The sequence below is a fragment of the Saccharopolyspora sp. NPDC002578 genome, from assembly GCF_053592695.1.
In genome coordinates this window covers 50,542-71,243 of record NZ_JBSFWJ010000019.1, presented here as the reverse complement: position 1 = coordinate 71,243, position 20,702 = coordinate 50,542, and the positions used below count along the sequence as shown (strand labels likewise).

Annotated in this window: 20 protein-coding genes; 3 read left to right on the top strand and 17 right to left on the bottom strand. The window is 72.1% G+C overall.

Annotated features, from left to right (window positions below):
- Window positions 1-14: 14 nt before the first annotated feature.
- Window positions 15-272, bottom strand: coding sequence for a glutaredoxin family protein (locus ACWD38_RS12300; RefSeq protein ID WP_184475997.1), 258 nt, complete (start codon window positions 270-272; stop codon window positions 15-17).
- Between the two features lie 205 nt (window positions 273-477).
- Window positions 478-2,004: a class I adenylate-forming enzyme family protein gene (locus tag ACWD38_RS12295; RefSeq protein WP_450124079.1), complete on the bottom strand. Its 1,527-nt coding sequence runs from the start codon at window positions 2,002-2,004 to the stop codon at window positions 478-480.
- Window positions 2,005-2,281: 277 nt separating this feature from the next.
- On the opposite strand from ACWD38_RS12295, the gene ACWD38_RS12290 reads away from it, so the two are divergent.
- Together ACWD38_RS12290 and ACWD38_RS12285 are read left to right on the top strand one after the other, a co-directional pair.
- Window positions 2,282-3,019 (top strand): sigma-70 family RNA polymerase sigma factor, encoded by a 738-nt coding sequence (locus ACWD38_RS12290; protein WP_450124078.1) that lies wholly within the window; start codon window positions 2,282-2,284, stop codon window positions 3,017-3,019.
- Between the two features lie 255 nt (window positions 3,020-3,274).
- Window positions 3,275-4,177, top strand: coding sequence for an HAD-IB family hydrolase (locus tag ACWD38_RS12285; RefSeq protein WP_184484552.1), 903 nt, complete (start codon window positions 3,275-3,277; stop codon window positions 4,175-4,177).
- Window positions 4,178-4,181: 4 nt separating this feature from the next.
- On the opposite strand, the gene ACWD38_RS12280 is transcribed toward ACWD38_RS12285, so the two are convergent.
- From ACWD38_RS12280 to proC, 5 genes are all read right to left on the bottom strand, one after another.
- Window positions 4,182-5,135: a lysophospholipid acyltransferase family protein gene (locus tag ACWD38_RS12280; protein ID WP_450124077.1), complete on the bottom strand. Its 954-nt coding sequence runs from the start codon at window positions 5,133-5,135 to the stop codon at window positions 4,182-4,184.
- An 11-nt stretch (window positions 5,136-5,146) separates the two neighbouring features.
- Window positions 5,147-6,181, bottom strand: coding sequence for an NAD-dependent epimerase/dehydratase family protein (locus tag ACWD38_RS12275; RefSeq protein WP_184475989.1), 1,035 nt, complete (start codon window positions 6,179-6,181; stop codon window positions 5,147-5,149).
- A 319-nt stretch (window positions 6,182-6,500) separates the two neighbouring features.
- Window positions 6,501-6,602 carry a 30S ribosomal protein bS22 gene (locus ACWD38_RS12270; protein ID WP_003402602.1) on the bottom strand — a complete coding sequence of 34 codons (102 nt, stop codon included), beginning with the start codon at window positions 6,600-6,602 and terminating at the stop codon, window positions 6,501-6,503.
- A gap of 234 nt (window positions 6,603-6,836) precedes the next feature.
- Entirely contained in the window at window positions 6,837-7,061 is a 225-nt protein-coding gene (locus tag ACWD38_RS12265; RefSeq protein WP_184475987.1) for a helix-turn-helix domain-containing protein, read from the bottom strand.
- Window positions 7,062-7,267: 206 nt separating this feature from the next.
- On the bottom strand, window positions 7,268-8,077 hold the full coding sequence (proC, locus tag ACWD38_RS12260; RefSeq protein ID WP_184475985.1) for a pyrroline-5-carboxylate reductase: 810 nt from the start codon (window positions 8,075-8,077) through the stop codon (window positions 7,268-7,270).
- A gap of 129 nt (window positions 8,078-8,206) precedes the next feature.
- On the opposite strand from proC, the gene ACWD38_RS12255 reads away from it, so the two are divergent.
- Window positions 8,207-9,826, top strand: coding sequence for a long-chain fatty acid--CoA ligase (locus ACWD38_RS12255; RefSeq protein WP_184475983.1), 1,620 nt, complete (start codon window positions 8,207-8,209; stop codon window positions 9,824-9,826).
- A gap of 442 nt (window positions 9,827-10,268) precedes the next feature.
- On the opposite strand, the gene ACWD38_RS12250 is transcribed toward ACWD38_RS12255, so the two are convergent.
- The 10 genes from ACWD38_RS12250 to mshA form a co-directional block, all read right to left on the bottom strand.
- On the bottom strand, window positions 10,269-10,544 hold the full coding sequence (locus ACWD38_RS12250) for a hypothetical protein (RefSeq protein ID WP_184475981.1): 276 nt from the start codon (window positions 10,542-10,544) through the stop codon (window positions 10,269-10,271).
- A gap of 100 nt (window positions 10,545-10,644) precedes the next feature.
- A complete protein-coding gene (locus ACWD38_RS12245; RefSeq protein WP_343071152.1) occupies window positions 10,645-11,433 on the bottom strand; it encodes a thioesterase family protein in 789 nt (262 codons plus the stop codon).
- Between the two features lie 91 nt (window positions 11,434-11,524).
- Window positions 11,525-12,412 (bottom strand): sugar phosphate isomerase/epimerase family protein, encoded by an 888-nt coding sequence (locus ACWD38_RS12240; RefSeq protein WP_184475979.1) that lies wholly within the window; start codon window positions 12,410-12,412, stop codon window positions 11,525-11,527.
- Window positions 12,413-12,494: 82 nt separating this feature from the next.
- Window positions 12,495-13,796: a hypothetical protein gene (locus ACWD38_RS12235; protein WP_184475977.1), complete on the bottom strand. Its 1,302-nt coding sequence runs from the start codon at window positions 13,794-13,796 to the stop codon at window positions 12,495-12,497.
- Entirely contained in the window at window positions 13,793-14,848 is a 1,056-nt protein-coding gene (locus ACWD38_RS12230) for a Ppx/GppA phosphatase family protein (protein ID WP_184475975.1), read from the bottom strand. Before ACWD38_RS12230 ends, ACWD38_RS12235 begins: the two co-directional genes overlap by 4 nt.
- A 149-nt stretch (window positions 14,849-14,997) precedes the next feature.
- Window positions 14,998-15,678 (bottom strand): response regulator transcription factor, encoded by a 681-nt coding sequence (locus tag ACWD38_RS12225; RefSeq protein ID WP_184475973.1) that lies wholly within the window; start codon window positions 15,676-15,678, stop codon window positions 14,998-15,000.
- On the bottom strand, window positions 15,675-16,985 hold the full coding sequence (locus ACWD38_RS12220) for an ATP-binding protein (protein WP_184475971.1): 1,311 nt from the start codon (window positions 16,983-16,985) through the stop codon (window positions 15,675-15,677). Before ACWD38_RS12220 ends, ACWD38_RS12225 begins: the two co-directional genes overlap by 4 nt.
- A gap of 270 nt (window positions 16,986-17,255) precedes the next feature.
- Window positions 17,256-18,002: a phosphoglyceromutase gene (locus ACWD38_RS12215; protein ID WP_184475969.1), complete on the bottom strand. Its 747-nt coding sequence runs from the start codon at window positions 18,000-18,002 to the stop codon at window positions 17,256-17,258.
- A gap of 773 nt (window positions 18,003-18,775) precedes the next feature.
- A complete protein-coding gene (locus tag ACWD38_RS12210) occupies window positions 18,776-19,291 on the bottom strand; it encodes a YbjN domain-containing protein (protein ID WP_184475967.1) in 516 nt (171 codons plus the stop codon).
- On the bottom strand, window positions 19,288-20,577 hold the full coding sequence (gene mshA / locus ACWD38_RS12205; protein ID WP_184475965.1) for a D-inositol-3-phosphate glycosyltransferase: 1,290 nt from the start codon (window positions 20,575-20,577) through the stop codon (window positions 19,288-19,290). The genes ACWD38_RS12210 and mshA overlap by 4 nt, the downstream gene beginning before the upstream one ends.
- Window positions 20,578-20,702 lie beyond the last annotated feature (125 nt).

Sequence of the window (20,702 nt, the reverse complement as noted above, 5' to 3'; positions counted from 1 at the left end):
GCCGCCTGACGCGGTCAGCGGGTCAGCGCCGCGCGGAGGCGGTCGGGCTCGACCTTCCAGTACCCGTGCTCGACACCGTCGACGAGGATCACCGGCACCCGGTCGCCGTACTCCGCGCGCTGCTCGGGGTCGGCGTCCACGTCCTCGGTCGACCAGGGCACGCCCAGCTCGCCGCACACCTCGCGCACCTCTGCGAGCGCCACGTCGCACAGGTGGCACCGCTCGCGCACCAGCAACGTGACCGCGCGCCCCGTTCCCGCGGACTCCGGCACTTCCGACCTCCTCGACCAGACCTCACCTCAAGGTACCGACCTCCCGGGGCCGGGATTCCCGGCCGGGAACCAGGCTGACCCCGGAGCCTGTCTTTGATCTTGTCGTTCCGGGTGCGCGGGGTTGCTGGTCGTGTCCTGCCAGCGAGGAAGCCGCTGAGGTTCCGCCGAGCGACCCACAGCTCAAGCCGAGATCAAAGACAGGAGCTCACGGCGCGGGCGAGCGGAGGGTCCGGCGGGCGATCTTCCCGGTGGGCGAGTGCGGCAGCGCGCTCGCGAACACGACCTCGCCGGGGACCTTGAACTTCGCCAGCCGGGCGGCGCAGTGCGCGCGCACCTGCTCCGGAGTCGGCTCGGCACCGGGTTCGGCGACCACGACGGCCTTGATCGCCTCGCCCTGCGCCTCGTCCGGCACGCCGACCACCGCCGACTCGCGCACCCCGGCGAGCTCGGCCAGCACCACCTCGACCTCCCTCGGGTACACGTTGAACCCGTTCACGATGATCAGGTCGGTGGCCCGGTCCACCAGGTGCAGATCGCCGTCGGCGTCGAAGTAGCCGACGTCGCCGGTGCGGAACCAGCCCTCGTCGTCCGGCCCGTGCGCGGCGTCCGGCCAGTAGCCGCGGAACAGGTTCTCGCCGCGCACCGCGACCCGGCCGGTGTCCCCGTCGGCCTCGTCCATCGGCGAACCGTCGGCGTCGACCAGCCGCACCTGCACGCCCGGCAGCGCGCGACCCACCGATCCGGGCTTGGCCCGCTCACCGGCGAGCGTCGTGGTCACCACCGGCCCGGTCTCGGTGAGCCCGTAGCCCTCGAACACGTCCAGCCCCGTCGCCGAGCGCACCGCCGCGGCCACGTCGGCGCCCAGCGGGGCGGCGCCGGAGGTCAGCAGCCGAACCGTGGACATGCCCTCGCGCAGCCGGTCCGGCGGCGTGCGCAACCACGCCCGGTACATCGGCGGCACCCCCACGACGCAGGTCACCCGGTGCCGCGCGATCGTCGCCAGCGACTCGTCGGCATCGAAGTGCGGCAGCAGCACGGCGGTGGCTCCCACGGCCGCGACCTGCAACATGCCGGGCCCGAGGCCGAACGCGTGGTACATCGGCAGCGCCAGCAGCACCCGGTCGGCGGCGTTGACCGGCATCGGGCGCAGCCGCGCGCACTGGCGCACGTTCGCCAGCAGCGCGGAGTGCGGCAGCATCGCGCCGCGCGCGGGTCCCGAGGTGCCGGAGGTGTAGCAGAGCACGGCGAGGTCGGCGGTGACCTGCGGCAGCGCGAGATCGGTCCGCTCGGTTCCCGTCGGCGGATCCAGCCTGGCGACGCCGAAGTCCTCCTCCGGGGCCGAGTCGTCACCGCGCACGGTGATCAGCAGCCGGGCTCCGCTGTCGTCGATCACCCGGCGCAGTTCCGGGCCGGGAGCGGTCGGCGGCAGCGGGACGGCGGTCGCACCGATCCGGAACACCGCGAACAGCGCGACGCAGAACTCGAACCCCGTCGACAGCGCCAGCGCCACCCGGTCACCGGGCCGCACGCCCTCGTCCAGCAACCGCCGGCCGAAACCGGTGACGGCGGCGTCGAGTTCGGACCAGTTCATCTCGTGACCGGCGATGTCGATGAGCGCGGGGTGGTCGGGCCCGCGCTCGGCGGCGGCCCGCACGAGATCCGCCAGGTTCACATCGGGGTTCGCGGCACCGGACCCGCCGGTGACCTGGGGTGGGCACGCATCGGTCGACATGGGCGTACCTCCATCGCCGTGCCTGCGGAGCCGTTCGCGGCGCCCCCGCAGTGTCGCAAAGGGTGTTCGACATCACCCAACCGTGCGGTGGGGCGCTGAGGCAACCGCGATGAATCCGAGACCCCGAAGCACTACCTACTTATGAGTAACAACACGTATGCTCCGGCGACGCAGACCGAATCATCACGTTGCACCAGACCAGCACGCCCCCGGTGACCCGCAGGCCACAGCGCCACCACAGCCGGGTCACCACCACGGCAGGAGGTCGGTCGAGACAATGCTCACCAGCACGTTGCCCGCCCCGGTCCACTCGGCCCACCACCGGCACGCGCACCTCCCGGACCGCCCGCCCGGCCGGGCCGCCCAGCAGCACCAGCAGGCACCGCGGCGGCACCCCGAACCCGCCGAGCGGCGGCCGGAGGCCGAACCCGCGACGCCGCAGCCCGCGGCCGAACCCGCGCCGGGCGAGAACTGGCGGCACGTCAGCGCCGCCCAGAACGGCGACGCCGACGCCTTCGGCAAGCTCTACGACGAGTACGCGCACGTGGTCTACCGCTACGTGCTGTTCCGCGTCAGCGACCACTGCCTCGCCGAGGACATCACCAGCGAGACCTTCCTGCGCGCGCTGCGCCGGATCGCGACCGTCAGCTACCAGGGCCGCGACGTCGCCGCCTGGTTCATCACCATCGCCAAGAACCTCGTCCTGGACCACGTGAAGTCCAGCCGCGCCCGCCTCGAAGTGCCCATCCCCGAGCTCACCGACGCCCAGCACCGGCCGCAGGCCCAGTGCGGCCCGGAACAGCACGTGCTCGACGCCGCCACCCAGCAGGAACTGCTGCGCTGCGTCCGGCAGCTCAACCCCGACCAGCGCGAATGCATCAAGCTGCGGTTCATGCAGGGCCTGTCGGTGACCGAGACGGCGCAGCGCATGCACCGCGGCGAAGGCGCCATCAAAGCCCTGCAGCACCGCGCCGTGCGGCGGCTGGCCCAGCTGCTGCCCGACGATGTGCGCTGAGCCCCGCGATCACGATCATGTTCCGTCCCGGCCCGTCGGCGTGGACCGCGCCAACGCGCCGAGAGGGAGCCTCTAAGCTGGAAGCCTGCTGAACCGGGTCGGCACCACTGGAAACGGCCCGCTCAGCGCCCTGGGGATCCAGGACCGACCCGAGCAAGGACTCATCCAGCCGGAGCAAGACCGGGAGGCGCGGCGGTGCCGACAAGCAGGGACCCAGGCCACGACGGCCCAGAGCACCACGTCCCTGAACACGACGTGCCCGGCACCCCGGCCGAACCGGACCCGGCGGACGCGTCGTTCGACAGCGCGAAGGTGGCCGGCCGGGCCTCCGCCGAGGCGGCCGTGGCCGGCGCCGAACCCGGCGGCTCGCTCACCGCACCGCCCGACCTGACAGCGGCGGCCTTCTTCGACGTGGACAACACGATGATGATGGGCGCCTCGCTGTTCCACTTCGCCCGCGGCATGGCGGCGCGCAAGTTCTTCACCGCCTCCGACCTGGCCGGATTCGCCTGGCAGCAGCTAAAGTTCCGCGTCGGCGGCCGGGAGAACGCCGACGACGTGCAGGCCAGCCGCGAGCAGGCGCTGTCGTTCGTGGCCGGGCGCAAGGTCGCCGAACTCGTCGAGCTCAGCGAGGAGATCTACGACGAGCTGATGTCCGACCGGATCTGGGCGGGCACCCGCGCGCTCGCGCAGATGCACCTCGACGCCGGGCAGCGGGTGTGGCTGGTGACCGCCACCCCCGTGGAACTGGCGCAGATCATCGCCCGCAGGCTCGGCCTGACCGGGGCGCTGGGCACCGTCGCCGGGCACGCCGACGGCCTCTACACCGGCAGGCTCGTCGGCGAGATGCTGCACGGCCGGGCGAAGGCGCACGCCGTGCGCGCGCTCGCCGCCAGCGAAGGCCTCGACCTGCGCCGCTGCACGGCCTACTCGGACTCGGCCAACGACGTGCCGATGCTCTCGGCCGTGGGCACGGCGGTGGCGGTGAACCCGGACCAGCGGCTGCGCGACATCGCGCGCTCCCGGGGCTGGGAGATCCGCGACTTCCGCACCGGCCGCAAAGCCGCCCGCATCGGCGCCCAGTCCATGCTCGGCGCGAGCGCCGTCGCGGGTGCGATCGCCGCGGGCCTCGCCTACCGCCGCCGCGACCGCTCCTGAGCTCCTAGCCGAGGAAGACGTTCTGCCGCTGGGACAGCAGCCGGTAGAGGGTCTGCTGGATGATCTCGCGGACCTGGTCGCTGAGGCTGAACACGACCATGGGGTCGTCCGCGGCGCCCTCGTCGAAGTGCGCCGTCTCGACCGGCTCGCCGAACTCGATGTACCACTTCGACGGCAGCGGAACCATGCCCAGCGGCCCGAAGTGCGGGAACAGCGGGGTCACCGGGAAGTACGGCACGCCCAGCAGCCTGGCCAGCGGACGGATGTCGGCGAGCTTCGGGTAGATCTCCTCCGCGCCGACGATCGAGCAGGGAACGATCGGCGCGCTGGTGCGCATCGCGGCCGAGACGAACCCGCCGCGGCCGAACCGCTGCAGCTTGTACCGGTCCCGGTAGGGCTTGCCGATGCCCTTGAAGCCCTCCGGCCACACGCCCACCAGTTCACCGGCCCGCAGCAGCCGTTCCGCGTCGGGATTGCAGGCGAGGGTGTGCCCGGCCTTGCGCGCGATGGAGCTGACCATCGGCAGCCGGAACACGAGGTCCGCGCCGAGCATCCGCAGGTGCCTGCCCGGATCGTGGTGGTCGCGCAGCGCCACCGTCGTCATCAGCGCGTCCAGCGGCAACGTCCCGGAGTGGTTCGCGACCACCAGCGCCCCCGACTCGGGGACGTTCTCCAAGCCGGTGGCCTCCACCCGGAACCACTTCTCGTACAGCGGTCGCAGCGGCGGCACCACGAGGTGGTCGGTGAGGTCCTCGTCGAAGCCGAACTCGTCGACCTTGTAGTCGCCGAGCAGCCTGCGGCGGGCGAAGGCCAGCGCGTCGGCCACCGCGTCCTCCCAGCCCCCGGCACCGTCCTCCGGCGCGGGGACGGACTCCGGCATCGGTGCCGCGCCGCGCCGCGCGCCACCTCCGGTCCGCTGATCCGCCGGGTGCAGCGGGATCACTCGGGCGTCCGCCATCTGGCCTCCCATCACCGCAGTCGGGCGAGCAGGTCACCGACGCCGCGTTCCCACGCCGTGACGCGGTCGGGGTCGATCACCGGGTGCAGGTCGCGTCCGCGCACGAAGTCGTCGAACGCTTGCTGCGTGGTCCAGCGCGGGGTGAACCCGAAGCGCTCGCGCAGCTTCGTGGTGTCCACGACCCGGCCGAAGTTCAGGAACCGCATCTGCTCCGGGGAGAAGTCGACGAGCCGCGCGCCCCGGAAGAACCGGCTCATCGCGGGCACGCCGAGCCGCGGCACGGGGACGGCCACCCGCCCGGCGCGCCGGATCGCCTGGGACAGCATCAGCACGCCGTCGCCGCCCGCGTTGAACACGCCGGGCAGGGCGTGGGTCGTCGCCTTCTCCAGCACGGCCAGCGCGTCCTCGGAGTGCAGCAGCTGCATCCGGGCGTCGTAGCCGAGCACCGTCGGCACCAGCGGCAGCGCGAAGTAGCGGGTGAGGTCCGCGTCGATGCGCGGCCCGATGAGGTGGGTGAAGCGCAGCGTCGTGATGTCCACGTCCGGGCGCCGCCTGCCGAACCCGCGCACGTAGCCCTCGATCTCCCCGGCGTCCTTGGCGTAGCCGGACGACGGCAGGTCCTTGGGCTCCATGTCCTCCGAGAACACGGCGGGGTCGCGGGGGCTGGCGCCGTAGACGGCCGTCGTCGACTTGATCACCATCCGGCGCAGCTCCGGCGCCTTCTGGCAGGCCGCCAGCAGCTGCATGGTGCCGATGACGTTGATCTCCTTCATCGCCGCGCGCCCCTCGGGCCCGGACTGGGAGTTGACGGCGGCGTGCACCACGGTGTCCACGTTCGCGCCGGCGATCACCTTGGAGATCAGCGGGTTGCGGATGTCGGCGCGCACGAACTCGGTGCGGCCCATCCGGCGGCGCAGGTCGGGCCGCGGGGGCGCGGTGTCCACGCCCAGCACGCGCTCGATGTCGGGGTTCGCGGCGAGCCGCGCGGCGAGGTGCCCGCCCAGGAAGCTGCTGACACCCGTCACGAGGACGACGTTCGGCACCATGGTTCTCCCCGAGAGTCCGGCCGGAGGGTGATCGCTTGCATTCGCGCGCCGACGACGGGCGGCGGCCGCGAAGCACGAGCTCCGTTCACGATGCTACCCAGCCCGGGCGGTGGCCCCGGTTACGTGCGAGGAAACGCGGCGGGATCCTCGTGCACCCCACCAGCGGCCCCCGGCCCGGGCAACCGGAACCGGCCCGGACCACCTGGACAGGGGTGCCAAAGCAACCGCCGCCGACCCGAGTGGCCGGCGGCGGCGAAGGCGCGAGACCCGAGACTCTGGTCTCGCACCGCGCGGGCGGAGCCGGAGTCCGGCAGTTCCCTTACTTGCCCAACTTACGACGCTGGACGCGGGTCCTGCGCAGAAGCTTGCGGTGCTTCTTCTTGGACATGCGCTTGCGGCGCTTCTTGATGACCGAGCCCATGCGGAATCCTTCGCTGTCGGCGTTGGTACGAATGTCATTTCGTGCCGGTGCTGCCCCGTGGCGCACCGCCGGTGAGCGCACCGGCATCAAGCACGACCGATGCCGCAGCCTACCCGCCCACCGGTGCACCCCTGACGACGTGGTCCTCCCCAGCGGCCCGGCGGCCTCCGGACGGGCGGTGCCGCGTCCGGAGGCGGACGGCGATTTTCCCGCTATGACGCCGGAACGCGGCCCTCAGCCCGCGTTGTAGTAGGCGTTCTCCAGATAGGCGTGCACGTCGTTCTCCGCAACGCGAAACGATCGTCCCACCCGCGCGGCTGGGAGATCACCGGCGTGCACGAGCCGGTAGACGGTCATCTTCGACACCCGCATCAACCTGGCCACTTCGGCCACGGTGAGGAACTGCACCTGCCCGACGTGCGGGGGTGCTTGCTGGGTGGGTTCCGAGTTCGCAGACATGCTTCACCGAGTCCTTCGACACGTGACGCGCCGTCGGCTTCCCCTCCGACGGACTCCACACGCACGTGCTCTGTCGAGAGTAGCGGGACGCCTGGGAATCCTGCGATGCACGAACGTCCCGGTTTCAGGAGTTTCCGCCTGTCAGGACGCCTGCACCACATCTCGAAACCCCCCGAAGAAGCCAACCCGGCCTGCGGGGTCCGCCGTCAGTCGTGGGCGCTGCCCAGCTCGACGGAGCGGTCCCTGGCGGCTTCGATCGCGTCGATGAGGGCCGCCCGCACGCCGTGCTTCTCCAGCTCCCGGATGCCGGCGATGGTGGTGCCCGCGGGCGAGGTCACGGCCTCGCGCAGGATCACCGGGTGCCCCTCCGAGCCGTCGCGGAGCATGGTCGCCGCCCCCACGGCGGACTGCACGATCAGGTCGGCCGCGGTGGCGCGCGGGATGCCCAGCAGGATGCCCGCGTCGATCATGGCCTCGACCAGGTAGAAGAAGTAGGCGGGACCGGAACCGGACAGCGCGGTCACCGCGTCCTGCTGCGACTCGGGGACCCGCACGACCTGGCCGACGCTGCTGAGCAGGTCCTCCACCAGCGCCAAGTGCTTCTCGTCTGCGTGCGAACCGGCCGAGATGGCGCTCATCGCCTCGCCGACCACCATCGGCGTGTTCGGCATCACCCGGACCACCGGGGTGCCCGCGGCGAGGCGGCGCTCGTAGAGCTTCGTCGGCAGCCCCGCGCACAGCGACACGACCAGCGTGCTCGGCTCCAGCAGCGGCGCCACCCCGTCCAGCAGCGGCTCGATGTCCTGCGGCTTGACCGCGACGATCAGCACGTCGGCGCGCCGCACCGCGGCGTCGATCTCCACGTGCTCGATGCCGTACTTGTCGGTGAGTTCGGCGGCCCGCTCCGGGTGGCGTTCGGTGAACAGCAGGTCGGCCGGGTTCCGACCGGCGTGCAGCAGCCCCGACAGCAGGGATTCACCGATCTTGCCCGCGCCCAGTACGGCAATGGAGTTCATGCGAATCAGGGTGCCAGAACGTCCCGTTCGGACCCTCCCCAGGCGTCACCTGCGCGGTTAGTGTGTCCGCAGCCACGACACCGCCGTTGATGGAGCGCCCGAGCGCGCGGACTTGGAGGTCCGATCCCGATGCTGAGCACGATGCACGACGGCCCGCTGTCGATCGCCAGGATTCTGGAACACGGCAGCACCACCCACGGAGCCTCGGAGGTGGTCACCTGGACCGGGGAACAGGCCCGCCGCCGCAGCTACGCCGAGGTCGGCCGCCGCGCGGCTCAGCTCGCCCACGGGCTCCGCGAGCTGGGCGTCACCGGGGACCAGCGGGTCGCCACGTTCATGTGGAACAACGCCGAGCACCTGGAGATCTACCTGGCCGCCCCGTCGATGGGCGCGGTGCTGCACACCCTCAACATCCGCTTGTTCCCCGAGCAGATCAGCTACATCGCCGATCACGCCGAGGACCACGTGGTCGTCGTCGACGAGAGCCTGCTCCCGCTGTTCCAGAAGATCCTCCCGTCGCTGAGCACCGTGCGGCACGTGATCGTCAACGGCGACCCGTCGTCGCTGCAGGCCCCCGAGGGCGTGCAGGTGCACGACTACGAGCAGCTGCTGCGCGGGCGCCAGGAGACCTTCGACTGGCCCGAGCTGGACGAACGCAGCGCGGCGGCGATGTGCTACACCTCCGGCACCACCGGCAACCCGAAGGGCGTCGTCTACTCGCACCGCTCCATCTGGCTGCACTCGATGCAGGTGTGCATGTCGGACGGGATGGCGCTGGCGCAGGCGGACCGCGGGCTGGCCGTCGTGCCGATGTTCCACGCGATGTCCTGGGGCATGCCGTACGCGGCGATGATGGCGGGCGCGTCGCTGATCATGCCGGACCGGTTCCTGCAGCCGGAGCCGCTGGTCCGGATGATCACCTCGCTGCACCCCACGATGGCCGCGGCCGTGCCGACGATCTGGCAGGGCGTGCTGGGCCACCTCGACCAGGACCCGCAGGACATCTCCTCGCTGCGCGAGGTCGTGGTGGGCGGCTCGGCGTGCCCGCCGTCGCTGATGCGGACCTTCCAGGAGCGCTACGGCATCCCCGTGCTGCACGCGTGGGGCATGACCGAGACCTCGCCGCTGGGCAGCGTCGCCCGGCCACCGGGCTCGGCGACCGGCGAGCAGCAGTGGCCGTACCGGGAGTCGCAGGGCCGGTTGTCCTCGGCCGTGCAGGCGCGGCTCATCGACGACGACGGCAACGAACTGCCGTGGGACGGCAAGAGCGTCGGCGAGCTGGAGGTGCGCGGCCCGTGGGTCGCGTCGTCCTACTACAACAACGACGACCCCGAGAAGTTCCGCGACGGCTGGCTGCGCACCGAGGACGTGGGCACCCTGTCGGCCGACGGGTTCCTGCGGCTCACCGACCGCGCCAAGGACGTGATCAAGTCCGGCGGGGAGTGGATCTCGTCGGTGGAGCTGGAGAACCACCTCGTGGCGCACCCCGCCGTCGCCGAGGCGATGGTCGTGGGCGTGCCGGACGCGAAGTGGGACGAGCGACCGCTGGCCGCAGTGGTGCTGCACGAAGGCGCGCAGGCGGACGCGGCGGAACTGCGCGAATTCCTGCTCGGCAGGGTCGCGAAGTGGCAGCTGCCGGAGCACTGGACCTTCATCGACGAAGCGCCGAAGACCAGCGTCGGCAAGTACGACAAGAAACGACTCCGCAAACAACACGCCGACGGGGATCTTGACGTCGAGCAGGCGTAGTGATGGCGGGTCGTTCTGCTCGGGTGGCCGGGTAGCGGAACCTCAGCCGGTCTCTCGCTGCGGGATCTTTTTCCCAAGTGGCTCCGCCACGAGGGAAAAGCCGTCCTCGCGAGAGACCGACTGAGAACCCGCCGATGAGCGGCTTTTGGACGTGGGCTATTCGCTTCGCGAATCCAGGCACGGCTACGCCGCGGGGCACGGCCTTCGGCCGCGAGGCAGGCGTGGCTTCGCCCGCCCACTGCACGGCTACGCCGCAAAGGCACGGCCTTCGGCCGCGAGGCAAGCGTCGCTTCGCCCGCCGGAGGCACGGCTTCGCCGCTGGCGCGGGCTTCGGTCTTGGAGCGGGCCGGTTTCGCCGGGCTAGGCGTGGCCTTCGGCTAGGTGGTGGGTGTGGGTTCGCGGCGTCGGCACGATCATTGAGCGGCCGCGTGTGCGGAGGGGATCACTCCGCGGGGGTCTCGTCGGGTTCGTCGGTGGGGGCGTTGTCGGTGATGGACTTCTCCTTGCCGCGTTCGGCGTTGGAGAAGGTGCCCTGCACGTCGGCGAGGTGCTCGGTCACCAGGTGCGCCAGGTGCAGCGAGCGGTCGTAGGCGGCGCCCTGCACCGTCGGCTGGGCCGCCGAGGCCCACTTCTCCTGCGCCCCGCACAGGTTGCACACCTGTCCGCCGCCCGAGTGCTTGAAGTCGAGCTGGATGGGGTGGATGCGCACGGTCGGCACGGCTGGTCTCCCTACGGTCGGCGGTCGTTCGGCCGGAGTCGCCACCCTAACCCCGGCCGCCGCCCGGAACGGGCAGGCCGCGCACGGCCCGCCCGCGTCCTCACTTCGCGCTCAGCGCCAGCTGCCGCGCCTGGCAGACCAGGCGGCCGGTGGAGTCGATGACGAGGGTGTCCTCGTCGAACCACGGGCCGTGCACAGCCTTGGACTCCACCACGAGCCGGAACCAGCCGTTCGCCGGCCGAGCCCGCAGCAGCGCCGTGAGCTGCACCGTCGGCGACCACCCGAAGCGGCCCAGGTTGAACGTGACGGGCATCGTCAGGTCCCCGGCGATCAGCCCGAACAGCAGGTCCGGCTGCCCCTGGTGCGGGCGCGCCCACATCCGCAGCCGCAGCGGTTCGCTGGTGCTGCCGCGCAGGAAACCGGCTCCGCGCGGATCGAGCCGCATGTCGCAGGCCCGCGCGAGCCCGTTCGGCCCGCCCGCATCGGAGCTGCCGAGGTCGACCGCGTCCGGCGGTGGGTTCACCGGCATGTCCGGCAGGTCCGACCAGGTGGGCGGCTCGTCCGGAATCTCGCCGAGGGTGATGGTGGCGTCCACGCACACCTGCCCGGCCTGCTCCAGCACCGCGCGCACGACGGTGACGGTCCGGCCCGCCTTGAGGCGTTCGGTGCGCAGCAGCACCGGCCCCACCTTCGGTGAGCGCAGGTACTGGGCGCTGACCGACAGCGGGTCCAGCGAGGTCTCGCCGACGGCGGCGCGGCTGAGCAGCGCGAGCAGGTAGCCGCCGTGCGGGCGGTCGCCGACCGCCCAGTCCTGGTGCAGATCGGCGACGAAGGTGCCGTCGCCCAGCGGGCGCACGGCGAGGGTGTCGAGGAAGGGGGTGTCGTTCACGCGCGACCCGCGCAGTGCCGGCGTCGCTCATGAGCGAGCGAGGCGCGCATCGTACTCATGCCATGATCCTACGTACCCGTTTCGAAGTTGATCACGGGCCGGTACCGGGTTCGCCCTCCTGCGGCCTGCCGGGCGCTTGCAGGTGCAACCGGGCGAACACCAGCGACTCCGCCAGCAGCGCCGCGCGTTCCTGCTGGTTGCGGGCCTTCCGGCTGTTCACCTCCAGCACGACCGAGCCGGCGAAGCCGTCCGCGGCGAGCAGCTCGCAGACCTGCGCGCACGGCTGGGTGCCGCGCCCCGGCACGAGATGTTCGTCACGGGGCGCTCCGGTGCCGTCCGCCAGGTGGACGTGCGCGAGCCGGTCCTGCATCCGCTTGTACAGCTCCACCGCGTCCACGTGCGCGGCGGCGGCGTGCGACAGGTCGAGCGTGTAGTTGCGGTAGCCGACCTCCGTCGGGTCGGGCGAGGGCGTGAACGCCGACAGCCCGCTCGCCCGGCCGCCGCGCAGCCGGTTGAGCCGGTTCGGCGGGCGGATCGGGAACATGTTCTCCACCGCGACCCGGATGCCGCTGGTCTCCTCCAGCTCGCCGACCAGGTCGCCGAAGCCCTCGGCGTACCGGCGCTGCCAGCGGAACGGCGGGTGCACCACCACCGTCGAGGCGCCCAGATCGCTCGCGGCCACCACCGCGCGGCGCAGCCGCTCCTCCGGCTCGGGCGACCACACCCGCTGCGTGATCAGCAGGCAGGGCGCGTGCACCGCCAGGATCGGCACCCCGTGCTCCTGCGCGAGCCGGTGCAGCGCGCCCACGTCCTGGCTCACCGCGTCCGCCCAGACCATCACCTCGACCCCGTCGAAGCCCAGATCGGCCGCCATCTCGAACGCCGCCCGCGCGGGTTGCGGCCACACCGATGCGCTGGAGAGCCCGACCGGGATGTCGGGGCGGCTCGGCTCGGTCGTCGTATGCGGTTGCGGTGTCATGTCCTGCCCCAGCGTGTCGCGGCCCCACCACCTGGTGTCACCCCGGCGGGTCCGGGTGCGGACCCGCGCGACGAATCCGGCCTCAATGCCCGATCAGCAGCAGCGCGGCCGGTGACACGGTGCAGATCAGCCCGACCAGCACCGCGAGCAGGATCGTCTGCAGATCGTCGGTGCGCAAGAACTTCCGCGCCACGAACACCAGCGCACCCGTGATCGCCAGCGCGGCGACCAGCGCCGCGATCGGGATCGCGGTCCACAACCAGCGGAACGCGAACCACACCGCGCCACCGCAGATCAGCCCGGCACCGCCCTGCAGCGCCAGCACCAGCCACTCCTTGCCGGTGGTCTGCTCCGGTTCCTCGTCGGCGTCGTCGGCCCGGTAGTCGTCGGCGTCCAACCCGGCGGGCGCGGCGTCGTAGTCGTCGTAGTCGTCGTCGGCGTCGTAGCCGTCCCGGTGGTACCGGGTGGCCTCGCCGTCGGCGTAGTCCTCGAAGACCGCTTCATCCGGGTAGGCGCCGCCGGTGCGGTCGTAGTCCTCGTAGTCGTCGAAGTCGTACGGGTCGTCGGAGCGCTGCGGCGCTTCGGGAGCTCCGGGGTAGGCCATCATCGCGGTGCCCTCGGCCCCGGCGCTCTTGGCCTCGGCCTCCACCCTCGGCAGCTGCTCGGTCGCGCCCTCGATGGGCACCGACCGGGTCGGCTGCTCGGGCGGCGGGCCCGCGGGGGCGCGTCCGGGCAGCGCGGGCTGCTGGACGGTCATCTCCGCGTCCGACGGCGCGGCCTCGGGTTCGTGCGGAGCGGTCGCGCGCGGCGGCGCCCCGGCGGCGGCGAAGCGGCGAGCCCAGAACCCGGACCCCTGGTCCGGATCGGCGACGTCGTCCTCGGGCGGCGCGGATTCCGCCGCGGGAGCCGCGGGCGGTCCCGGCGCGACGGGCGGAACCGGACCGGCGGGAGCGGGCGGCGGACCCGCGGCAGGTGGCGCCGCGGTCGGCTGCGGCCCGGTGCGCGGGGGTCCGGGCGGTGGCCCGGCGGGCTGCGGCCCGGACGGCGGGCCGCCGTACTGGGGTGCTGCCGGGGGGGAGGCGGGCGGAACCGGGGCTTGCGGCCCCGTGCCGCCGTGCGGTGCCTGCGGGCGTCCCGGAGCGGGCGGGGCGGCGCCCCCGGCCTGGCCGGAACGGGTGTCCTCGGCCTCGTCCGGCTTGATCGCGCGCATGGTGCCGCTGTCCGAGAGCACCCGTTCGATGATCGCCTGCGGGGCAGTTTCGCTCGGGTCCTCGGCGCGCCTGCGTCGCCGGTGCGCGTTCTTCTGGGAGCCGCCGCCGTACTCGGCGAGCAGCTCCGCGACGGTGCGCTGGCTCGGGTGCTCGGACCCGCTGTCCCGACTCATCGATTCCACCGTGCCCCGTAGTGGGCTTGCCGTCCAGTTCCCCGGTCCGCATCCGACCCGTTCGCGAAGGGCTCCGCGTCGAACGACCCGAGCTCTAGGCGGGTCCGCATGGCAGTGTGGTCCTCTCCGTTGGCGTGGTCCAGCCGCCTGAGGATGACGCCTTCCCGCAGCGCCCACGGGCAGATGTCCAGTTCGGTGACGCCCAGCGCGCGCATCACCGCCTCCGCGACCAGCGCTCCGCTGACGAGCTGGTGGGAGCGCGCGCTGCTGACCCCGTCCAGCCCGGCCAGGTCGGCCGCGGACATCCGGGTGATGAACGCCAGCAGCTGGCGCAGGCCGGTCTCGGTGAGGGTGCGCGGCACGCGCGGGCCCGCCGAGGCGGGCGCCGAACCGGTGAGCCGCGCCAGCGAGCGGAACGTCTTGGAGGTGGCGACGGCACGATCGGGGCCGCCGATCTTGCGGAAGCGCTTCGCCGTCGGAGCCAGCTGCTCGTCCAGCCACTCCCGCACTTCGCCCACCTGCCGCCGGCTCGGCGGGTCCTGCGGCAGCCGGGTGCGGGCCAGCCGACCGGCGCCCAGCGGCAGCGAGGCCGCCAGGTCGGGCTGCTCGTCGATGCCGATGGCCATCTCCAGCGAGCCGCCGCCGATGTCGAGCAGCAGCAACCTGCCCGCGGACCAGCCGTACCAGCGCCGCGCGGCCAGGAACGTCAGCCGCGCCTCCTGCTCGCCGGAGAGCACGCGCAATTCCACGCCCGTCTCGTCCCGGACGCGCGCGAGCACCTCGGTGGCGTTGTCGGCTTCGCGGATCGCGGACGTGGCGAAGGCCATCAGGTCTTCGCAGCCCGCCTGCTCGGCGGCCTGCTTCACCTCGGCGACGGTGCCGACGAGCTCATCGGCGTCGTCGTCGCCGAGGCGCCTGTCGGCGCCGATCCGCTCGGCCAGCCGCAGCACGGTCTTCTCCGATGTCATCGGGGTCGGATGGGCACCACGGTGCGCGTCCACCACGAGCAGGTGGACGGTGTTGGATCCGACGTCGAGCACCCCTAGGCGCATGTCCGACAACGTTACCGGCCGCAACCACACCCCCGAGCCGGGTGGGGGCCACGAACCGGTGCGAACCGGGCCACACCGCCGTCGCCCCCGCGCCCCGCCTCGACGCGCCCCGTGCCGGGGTCGCTACTCGCCCCGGGCGGGCGAGGCGCTCACACCTCGAACTTGTAGCCCAGGCCGCGCACCGTGACCAGGTACTGGGGTTCGGCCGGGTCCGGCTCCAGCTTGGAGCGCAGCCGCTTCACGTGGACGTCGAGGGTCTTGGTGTCGCCGACGTAGTCCGCGCCCCACACCCGGTCGATCAGCTGCCCGCGGGTCAGCACCCGGCCCACGTTGCGCAGCAGGTATTCGAGCAGGTCGAATTCCTTGAGCGGCAAGCTGATCTCCTCGCTCGCCACCGTCACCACGTGCCGCTCCACGTCCATCCGCACCGGACCGGCCTCCAGCGCCTGCGGCTGCAGGTCCTCGGCCTCGCCGCCGCGGCGCAGCACCGCGCGCACCCGCGCGATCAGCTCCCTGGCCGAGTACGGCTTGGTGACGTAGTCGTCGGCGCCCAGTTCGAGCCCGACCACCTTGTCGATCTCGCTGTCCCGCGCCGTCACCATGATCACCGGGACGGCGGAGCGCTGCCGCAGCTGCTTGCACACGTCGGTGCCGCTCATGCCGGGCAGCATCAGGTCGAGCAGCACGATGTCCGCGCCGTTGCGGTCGAACTCGTCCAGCGCCTCCTGGCCGGTCGTTGCGACCGCCGCGGTGAACCCCTCCTTGCGCAGCAGGAACGCCAATGGGTCGGCGAAGGACTCCTCGTCCTCCACGATCAGCACCCTGGTCACCGGACTCCTCCCGTTTCGACGGTTGCGACCCCGTCCGCACTATCGGTCTCGGGCCGGGTGTCCGCCCGGCCCGGTTCGGCGGTACCCGCCGCGGCGTCCGACCGGGCCTCGCCCCCGGACTGCTCGGAGCCGGCGAGCTCCGAACCGGTCGCCGCGTTCTGCTCGCCGGTACCGCCCACCTCCGCGTCGGCACCGTGCCGAGGCACCCGGAGGGTGAACGTGGAGCCGGTTCCGAGCCTGCTCCACAACTTCACCTCGCCGCCGTGGTTGGCGGCGACGTGCTTGACGATGGCCAGCCCGAGGCCGGTCCCGCCGGTGGCCCGCGAGCGGGCCGGGTCGACGCGGAAGAACCGCTCGAACACCCGCTGCTGGTGCTGCGGGTCGATGCCGATGCCCCGGTCGGTGACGGCGATCTCCACGAAGTCGCCGACCATCCGGCGGCTGATGGACACCGGCGACCCCGGCGGGGAGTACGACACGGCGTTGTCGATGAGGTTGCTCAGCGCGGTCACCAGCAGCGTCCGGTCCCCGTCGAGCAGCAGGTCGCTGGGATCGTCGAGGGTGATCTCGATGCCCGCGGACTCGGCCGCGATGCGGGAGCGCCCCAGCGCCTCCTCGACGACGACGTCGACTTCGACGGTGGTCAGCTCGGGCAGCCGTTCGGCGCCCTGCAGCCGGGACAGCGCGATGAGCTCGGAGACGAGCGTGCCCAGCCGGGTCGACTCGTGCAGGATCTTGGTGGAGAACCGGCGGACCTCGTCGGCGTCGTCGGAGGCGTCGATCACGGCTTCCGCCAGCAGCGCGAGCGCGCCGACCGGGGTCTTGAGCTCGTGCGAGACGTTGGCCACGAAGTCCCGCCGGGTCGCCTCCAGCCGGACGGCGTCGGACTCGTCGCCCGCGTCGATCACGGTGAACCCGTCGCCGAGCGGTCGCACTTCGCCGAGCACCGCGGCCGGTCCGCGACCGCGCAGCGACGTGCGGTTCAGCGGGGACAGGTCCACGGTCACCGGTTCGCCGGTTTCCAGCGCCTCCTCGGCGGCCTTGCGGGCGCGGGGGTCGGCCTGGTTGTCCCGGACGAAGCCGAGCTCGTCGGCGCGCGGATTGTTCAGCACCACGTCGCCGAACCGGTTGAGCACGACGATGCCGTTGTTCGTCCGGTGCACGAGTCGCTGCAGCAGTTCCGCGACGGTCGGCCCCTCGGGCCGACGGCGTTCGCGGTGCCGCGCCGTCCGCGCGGCCAGGTACCCGGCCGCCACACCGATCGCCAGCAAGCCGATGATCAGGGCGGTATAGCCCAATGCGGTCACAGCAGCATCGTAAGCAGGGAGATGCGGTGCTGGACCAGCCCGCGAGCGCGATCCGTGACACCCGCGACATGAATCGGAGGGTTCTTCACCTCTGATTCACTCGAAAGTGGAGCCGGGTTCAGCTGCGGACCGTTGCCGCGCTCCCCGCGTGAACAGGGAGCGGACGTAGAACGGGCGACACCTTCGCTCAGGTGTCGCCCGGTGAGACTACGGCCGGTGATCGCCTCGCCACCGGGCGCCGCTGCGCACCGGTGGCGAGGCGATCTCGGATCAGCGCCCTTGGTTGGCCACCGCCGCCGCGGCCGAGGCGGCGGCGTCCGGGTCCAGGTACGTGCCGCCCGGGTTGGTCGGGGCCAGCTGCTCGTCGAGGTCGTAGCGCAGCGGGATGCCCGTCGGGATGTTCAGCCCGGCGATCTCCTCGTCCGAGATCCCGTCGAGGTGCTTCACCAGCGCCCGCAGCGAGTTGCCGTGCGCGGCCACGAGCACGGTCCGGCCGGCCCGCAGGTCCGGCACGATCGCGTTCTCCCAGTACGGCAGCAGCCGCGCCACGACGTCCTTGAGGCACTCGGTGCGCGGCATGTCGGCGCCGAGGTCCGCGTAGCGCGGGTCGCCTTCCTGGCTGAACTCGTCGGTCGGCTCGATCTCCGGCGGCGGCGTGTCGTAGGAGCGGCGCCAGAGCATGAACTGCTCCTCGCCGTACTCGTCCAGGGTCTGCTTCTTGTTCTTGCCCTGCAGCGCGCCGTAGTGCCGCTCGTTGAGCCGCCAGTCCCGGCGCACCGGGATCCAGTGCCGGTCGGCACCGTCCAGGGCGATGTTGGCGGTGGTGATGGCCCGGCGCAGCAGCGAGGTGTGCAGCACGTCGGGCAGCACCCCGGTTTCGCGCAGCAGCTCGCCGCCGCGGCGCGCCTCGGTCGTGCCCTTCTCGGAGAGAGGAACGTCGACCCAGCCGGTGAACAGGTTCTCGGCGTTCCAGGTGCTTTCGCCGTGTCGCAGCAGTACCAGAGTCCCGACAGTCATGGGCTCAGGCTATGACAAGCCGTCCGCGCCGCGTGCCCGGCCGCCGCGGGCGCGCCCGCGAACCTCCGGGCCCTGACGCGAGGGGCGGCGACGAGCTCGCGAGGCCCTCGGGGGGGCCACCCGATCGCACTGGACATCGTCCCCGTCCCCCGAACGACGCAGTACCAACCGGAACTGGGCCGATCGGGTCAGCCTCCACTGCTCCACGACTGAGTGACCATGCATGAAACATGAGGATTTTTCAGTTGTGCGACACAACGACCACCCCGTGGTCGATCACTCAGAGCAGTGCGCCACCGTATCGAGTGATGATCTTCGGGGGAACGCAGCCGCTGGCAGTGACCCCGCAAATCGGTTGTGGTCGTCACCCGACGGTTATCCATTCACCGTGCCACCGTGACACGAAAGTGTCGCCAGTCACAAACGTGCACACTATTCCTTGATGATTAATCCGCAGCGTTACCCCTAGTGTGGAAGATCACTCGAATGGAGTAATAGATCGGACTTGTGGCCAGTGCGTGACTCTGCGAAGTTGACACTGCTCTCGCGGATCGGCTCCCACGCACTCCCCGGTCCGGACGAGAGCAACAAAAAGAGCGTGGTTCGTCTCCCCCGTCGAACCACGCCCCGCCGGGCCCCGGGTGCCCCCCGCCCACTGGGCCCGCAGGCGGGACCTCACGCGTGGGGCGGTTCGAGCTCGCGACTCCCCCTCTCTCCCGAGCCGCCCCTCGCGTCCGCCGGTCCGACCAGCGGACGCACGCAGGAGCAGGGGATCAGGCCCGTTCTTCGTCCGCCGGCGCCAGCGGACCGTCCCGGCGCACCAGCTGCTCGAACGGCCGCAGGTTCGCCAGCGACTCGCCGCGCGACTCCCGCCAGCCCCACTCCCGGCGGATCGCGGTGCCGAACCCCAGTTCCAGCAGCGAGTTGAAATCCCCGTCCGCGGCCTCCAGCACCTGCCCGAGCACCCGGTCGATCTCCTCCGCCGTCACCGCGTGCAGGCCGATCCGGCCCACCAGGTAGATGTCCCCGGTCCCGTCGATCGTGTAGTGCACGCCGTAGAGCCGCGCGTTGCGCCGAAGCAGGTACCGGTAGACGTCCTCGTGCGCCTCGTCCGGCTGCCTGCACACGAAGGCCTCCACGACCACCGCGTGCTCGGCCACGACCAGCCAGCAGTTCGTCTGCAGCTTCTTCGTGCCCGGCAACGTCACGAAGAACCGGCCGTCGGCCTCCTGCCGGTAGTCCAGTTCGCTCGCGTCCAGCGCGGACTCGATGGTCTCCACGACGGTCACGCCGTCACCTCCAAGCTGAACTGCGAGTGGAACGCGTGCTTCGCCCGCGCGTAGGTGTCCAGCAACGCCTCCGTGGTGCGGTCCCAGGAGAACGTCTCCGCGTGCTCCACCGTCCCCGCCGCGAGCCGGGTGCGTAAACCGGCGTCGGCCACCGAGCTCAACGCGTCCGCCCACTGGTCCGTACCGTGCCCCGCGACCAGCAGCCCGGACCGGCCGTCGGCCACCGCCACCGGCAGGCCGCCGACCGCGGCCGCCACCACCGGCGTGCCGCAGGCCTGCGCCTCCAGCGCGACCAGGCCGAACGATTCGTTGTAGCTGGGCACCGTCACCACGTCCGCGGCCCGGTAGACGTCGGCCAGCGCCTCCCCGCCCTGCGGCGGCAGGAAGCGCACCACATCGGCGATGCCGAGTTCCCGCGCCAGCTCCTGCAGCGCCTCCGGGCGTTCCAGCCCGCTGCCCGACGGGCCGCCGACGACCAGCACCGCCAACCGCGGGCGCAGCTCGGGACGCCGGGCCAGCAGCTCCGCGGTCGCGCGCAGCAGCACGTCCGGTGCCTTCAACGGCTGGATGCGGCCGACGAACGCGAACACCAGCGCGTCCCGCGACAACCCGAACCGGGCGCGCGCCGCGGCCGAATCTCCCGGCGTGAACCGGCGCAGGTCCACGCCCGGCGGGATGGTCGCCACCTCCGCCGGGTCGGCGCCGTAGAGCCGGACCAGGTCGGACGCCTCCACCTCGGTGTTCGCGACGAGGCGGTCCGCCTCGGCGACCACCTGCTCCTCGCCGAGCACCCGGACCCGCGGCTCGGGGGTGTCGCCCGCGGCCAGCGCGGTGTTCTTCACCTTCGCCAGGGTGTGCGCGGTGTGCACCAGCGGCACTCCCCAGCGTTCCCTGGCCAACCAGCCGACCTGCCCGGACAGCCAGTAGTGCGAGTGCACGACGTCGTAGAACCCCGGCTCGTGCCGGGCCTCCGCGCGCAGCGCGCCCGCGGCGAACGCGCACAGCTGCGCGGGCAGCTCGTTCTTGTCCAAGCCCTCGAACGGACCGGCCACGACGTGGCGCACCGTGACGCCCGGCGCGAGCTCCGCGACCGGCGGCACCTCGGAGGACGTGGCGCGGGTGAAGATCTCCACCTCGGTGCCGAGTTCGGCCAGCCGGGTCGCGGTCTGCGCGATGTAGACGTTCATCCCGCCCGCGTCACCGGTGCCGGGCTGCTCCAGCGGCGAAGTGTGCAACGAGAACACGGCGGCGCGGCGGGGCCGCATCCGGGCGGTGCCAGAAGTCATCGACTAGCCCTATCGCAAACCTTGTCGGGGACGTCCGCGCGGACGTCCGATCCGTTTCGGACGCTGTAGAAGCTCGACGCCGGTGCGGGGGAAAACATTCCTGCGCCGCCGAGCACAGCCCGCTG

What these genes read in the sequence shown, in the direction of transcription:
- mshA (WP_184475965.1), bottom strand. Translation starts at nt 20,577, where the DNA reads ATGACTTCTGGCACCGCCCGGATGCGGCCCCGCCGCGCCGCCGTGTTC.
- ACWD38_RS12230 (WP_184475975.1), bottom strand. Translation starts at nt 14,848, where the DNA reads ATGCGCCTAGGGGTGCTCGACGTCGGATCCAACACCGTCCACCTGCTC.
- proC (WP_184475985.1), bottom strand. Translation starts at nt 8,077, where the DNA reads ATGAACTCCATTGCCGTACTGGGCGCGGGCAAGATCGGTGAATCCCTG.
- ACWD38_RS12215 (WP_184475969.1), bottom strand. Translation starts at nt 18,002, where the DNA reads ATGACTGTCGGGACTCTGGTACTGCTGCGACACGGCGAAAGCACCTGG.
- ACWD38_RS12235 (WP_184475977.1), bottom strand. Translation starts at nt 13,796, where the DNA reads ATGAGTCGGGACAGCGGGTCCGAGCACCCGAGCCAGCGCACCGTCGCG.
- ACWD38_RS12295 (WP_450124079.1), bottom strand. Translation starts at nt 2,004, where the DNA reads ATGTCGACCGATGCGTGCCCACCCCAGGTCACCGGCGGGTCCGGTGCC.
- ACWD38_RS12255 (WP_184475983.1), top strand. Translation starts at nt 8,207, where the DNA reads ATGCTGAGCACGATGCACGACGGCCCGCTGTCGATCGCCAGGATTCTG.
- ACWD38_RS12280 (WP_450124077.1), bottom strand. Translation starts at nt 5,135, where the DNA reads ATGGCGGACGCCCGAGTGATCCCGCTGCACCCGGCGGATCAGCGGACC.
- ACWD38_RS12275 (WP_184475989.1), bottom strand. Translation starts at nt 6,181, where the DNA reads ATGGTGCCGAACGTCGTCCTCGTGACGGGTGTCAGCAGCTTCCTGGGC.
- ACWD38_RS12290 (WP_450124078.1), top strand. Translation starts at nt 2,282, where the DNA reads ATGCTCACCAGCACGTTGCCCGCCCCGGTCCACTCGGCCCACCACCGG.
- ACWD38_RS12265 (WP_184475987.1), bottom strand. Translation starts at nt 7,061, where the DNA reads ATGTCTGCGAACTCGGAACCCACCCAGCAAGCACCCCCGCACGTCGGG.
- ACWD38_RS12270 (WP_003402602.1), bottom strand. Translation starts at nt 6,602, where the DNA reads ATGGGCTCGGTCATCAAGAAGCGCCGCAAGCGCATGTCCAAGAAGAAG.
- ACWD38_RS12240 (WP_184475979.1), bottom strand. Translation starts at nt 12,412, where the DNA reads ATGACACCGCAACCGCATACGACGACCGAGCCGAGCCGCCCCGACATC.